The sequence below is a fragment of the Chamaesiphon sp. VAR_48_metabat_403 genome (assembly GCF_031422475.1).
In the GTDB taxonomy this organism is placed as follows: Bacteria; Cyanobacteriota; Cyanobacteriia; order Cyanobacteriales; family Chamaesiphonaceae; genus Chamaesiphon.
Map to the genome: position 1 here is coordinate 1 of NZ_JANPLS010000256.1, position 3,455 is coordinate 3,455.

General features: G+C 42.5%; 5 protein-coding genes. 4 read left to right on the top strand and 1 reads right to left on the bottom strand.

The window, feature by feature from the left end:
• Nucleotides 1-266: 266 nt before the first annotated feature.
• From prfA to RMO79_RS11940, 3 genes are all read left to right on the top strand, one after another.
• Nucleotides 267-1,364 (top strand): peptide chain release factor 1, encoded by a 1,098-nt coding sequence (gene prfA, locus RMO79_RS11930; RefSeq protein ID WP_310483388.1) that lies wholly within the window; start codon nucleotides 267-269, stop codon nucleotides 1,362-1,364.
• A 198-nt stretch (nucleotides 1,365-1,562) separates the two neighbouring features.
• The gene (locus tag RMO79_RS11935; protein ID WP_310483389.1) at nucleotides 1,563-1,700 is read left to right on the top strand and encodes a hypothetical protein; all 138 of its coding nucleotides are present in this window, start codon (nucleotides 1,563-1,565) and stop codon (nucleotides 1,698-1,700) included.
• A gap of 75 nt (nucleotides 1,701-1,775) precedes the next feature.
• Entirely contained in the window at nucleotides 1,776-2,564 is a 789-nt protein-coding gene (locus RMO79_RS11940) for a hypothetical protein (RefSeq protein ID WP_310483390.1), read from the top strand.
• Nucleotides 2,565-2,597: 33 nt separating this feature from the next.
• On the opposite strand, the gene RMO79_RS11945 is transcribed toward RMO79_RS11940, so the two are convergent.
• On the bottom strand, nucleotides 2,598-2,966 hold the full coding sequence (locus RMO79_RS11945; RefSeq protein ID WP_396136580.1) for an endonuclease domain-containing protein: 369 nt from the start codon (nucleotides 2,964-2,966) through the stop codon (nucleotides 2,598-2,600).
• Between the two features lie 182 nt (nucleotides 2,967-3,148).
• On the opposite strand from RMO79_RS11945, the gene RMO79_RS11950 reads away from it, so the two are divergent.
• A partial coding sequence (locus tag RMO79_RS11950) for a hypothetical protein (RefSeq protein WP_310483392.1) occupies nucleotides 3,149-3,455 on the top strand: 307 nt, incomplete at its 3' end.

The following is a 3,455-nucleotide window of genomic DNA, read 5'->3' on the forward strand; positions in this document are numbered from 1 at the left end:
GCGATCGTTTGGGTCAATCATGATATTCATCCCGATCGATTTACCGTGCAGACATGATATCCACTCTAGCTTTAATACGATCGATTATTTAACTACTATTATTAACTCACATGCGACTATTTATTCTTTATCACTTTTATCACTTCTAGCGACTTAACTATCGATCTCTAACTGCTGGTGTTGGGTTTCGCAAAACTCAACCCAACCTACACCTGCTGGGATAAAACTCACTATCCACTATTCACTATCCACTATCAACTAAGACAATGGCAGAATCATATTTACTCGATAAACTCAAATCCGTAGAACAGACATTTCACGAACTTACCCGCAAACTTGGCGATCCAGATATTGCCAGAGATGCGAGTGAAATGCAACGGATTGGTAAAGCTCGTGCGGCACTCGAAGAAGTTGTTGAAACTTTCGATCTGTGGAAACAAACTCAGGAAGATTTAGTTGGAGCCAGACAAATTGTTAAAGAATCTGGCAACGATCTCGAATTGCAAGCAATGGCAACATTAGAAGCTGGCGAACTCGAAGCCAAAATTACCGAACTAGAACAAAAACTCAAAGTTTTACTATTACCTAAAGATCCCAACGATGAGCGAAATATCATGTTGGAAATTCGGGCGGGTACTGGTGGCGATGAGGCGGGAATTTGGGCGGGTGACTTGGTGCGGATGTATTCGCGCTACGCCGAAACTCAGCACTGGAAAGTATTCCTAGTCAGCGAATCTCTCGCGGAAATGGGTGGCTTTAAAGAAGCAGTACTGGAAATTAAAGGCGATCGCGTGTATAGTCAACTCAAGTTTGAGGCTGGCGTACATCGGGTACAACGGGTACCGCTCACCGAATCTGGCGGACGGGTGCATACATCTACTGCAACTGTAGCAATTATGCCCGAAGTCGATGAAGTGGAAATCTATATCGATCCTAAGGATATCGAAATGAGTACCGCTCGATCGGGTGGTGCTGGCGGACAAAACGTCAACAAGGTAGAAACGGCTGCGGATTTATTCCACAAACCGACGGGAATTCGGATCTTCTGTACCGAAGAACGTTCTCAGCGTCAGAATAAAGAGCGTGCGATGCAAATCTTACGAGCCAAGTTGTACGATATCAAACTGCGCGAACAACAAGAAGAAGTAACTTCCATGCGTCGCTCTCAAGTCGGTACCGGATCGCGATCGGAAAAAATTCGCACTTATAATTATAAAGACAACCGCGCTACCGACCATCGGTTGGGACACAATTTCGGTCTGGAGAAGTTGCTAGCTGGCGATCTGGAGGACGTAATTCAAAGTTGTATATCCCTAGACCAACAGGAGCGTTTAGCCGAACTAGCCGCCTCGACGGGGGGTTAATTCGCGATCGTACTCTCCAATCTAATATCAGAAACCCAACAGCCTTAAAGATCACTGGTTAAGGGAGAGCATCCCACTCTTTATTATTTTCTTAGAAAATAAACTCTTCGTAAGCCAGACATATGGAAATGCGGCGATAGAGACTATTTTTTCTTGAGAGATTTTAAAAAGTGAGATGCTCCCCAACATTTAGAAGCATTGTGCAAACACGACCAGATTCCCGAACTCCTTGCCTATTTTGATGTCGAGGGTCAACCCTATCTGGTGCAACAGTTTATCGATGGGCAAGATTTGGAGCAGGAATTAGCCACCGCAGGCACTTTTAACGATGACTGATATATCCATCAATCAAAAAATTCTCATATTAGTATCTTTCACCTAGAAACTGGCGTACAGAAAACTGATTTCCCTTTGTCTGCTCATGAATTCGGCATGGGGGAATATGGCAAGATGTGTATCTTGAACTATCAAGAGCATCTAACTTTACTTAATATTGATACAAAACAAGAGCATTTCTTGTCTTTCGGTGGTTTTATACCACGTTGTTTAGCTGTATCCCCTGCAAATCGGACGTTGTTTGCAATCGCTAATAGCCATCCAGATGGAAGCGACATTGAGATCTGGAATTATAAAAATTCAGCCTGCATTTTTGAGCGAAATCATCTAAAAATGCACTTTAATCGGACAGATAAATATTTGAGGTTCCAGAAAGAGGTATGTAGGCATTCTATCTCACCGATATTATTTACCCCAGATGGAAGATACTTAACTTTTCTATTTCAACAAAGAGATTCTAGTATTATTCTAATTTGGGATGCAGAAAAAGTAGAGTTTGTACAAACAATCAATACTCTTCCCTTATTAACACTAAATGCACTAGCTATCAATCCTGACAAAATAATATTGGCTTGTGGAGTGAGAGAAGATAAAGTACAAGTATGGGAGTTAAGTACAGATCGAATCATAGATTGCTTTTCCAATGCTTATCTTTGCACTATTAGTTCGGATGGACGAGTTCTCGCTTATTGCACTAACGATTATGAAATTGTAATTTGGGATATACATAATAAGGAAGAATTATGTATATTGAGAGGACATGGATCGCCAATCGCACATATTACAATGAGTTTCGATCGTGAGTTCATTGCTAGTTATAGTATTGATGGTACGATCCGAATTTGGGGAGTACCAGAAAGTTAGTAATTCACAGATCGATACCACTATTCACAGGCCCTATTCATCAATCCATAGCTCGATCGAATTCACCACTATTTCCATATTCCGTTTCACATCAGCATCCGTAAACCTTAAAAATCTCACGCCCAGGGATTCTAAACGTTCTTGTCTAATATCATCATTAACCTTTACTTCTTCGCCATCGTGACTGCTGCCATCAATTTCGATAGCTAGCTTCAAATCCTTGCAATAGAAATCGACAATATATCGATCTATGGGACGTTGCCGATCGAAATCATAACCCCGCATCTGCTTCCGTTTCAAGCGTTGCCATAATAACACCTCACCCAAAGTCATATTCTGCCGCAACTTCCGCGCCAATTCCTTCAAATACCGCTCATAATCAATAATCTCCCTCCGAAAAATCCCCTCCGAGGAGGGGTGCCCAACGGGCGGGGTGGGTAGATCTCCGCTTGCACTCACAAACCCCGAATGTTTGGGATTCAATGGCATACTCTCGATCGATCCCTCTAACGGCCCAGATCGATCGCAACACTCGATCAGATCGTCAGCATAGACACGCTCAAACACTCGATCGCCTGTCAATAATGTCATACAATAGATATATATCCATACCAGCCGAGCAGCCAAATGTCATGCAAGCTCACCAAAATAGTATCAAAGTCAATATTCTGCTCCAGCAAAGAGCAGACGGGAAAACTGTTGCTTCTGTATTGGAAGTTCCCGATTGTACCGCAGTAGAAAATAGTCGAGAACAGGCTATTAGTAGTCTGCGAACCAATCTGATCGAGAAACTAGAGACAGTCGAAGTAATTTCGCTAGAATTGCCCATGAACCATCACAGAGAGCAAGATCGGGGATGGTTGAAATCTGCGGGAATATTCAAGACAGATC

Coding starts and splice junctions, on each gene's coding strand:
- prfA (WP_310483388.1), top strand. CDS start 267: ATGGCAGAATCATATTTACTCGATAAACTCAAATCCGTAGAACAGACA.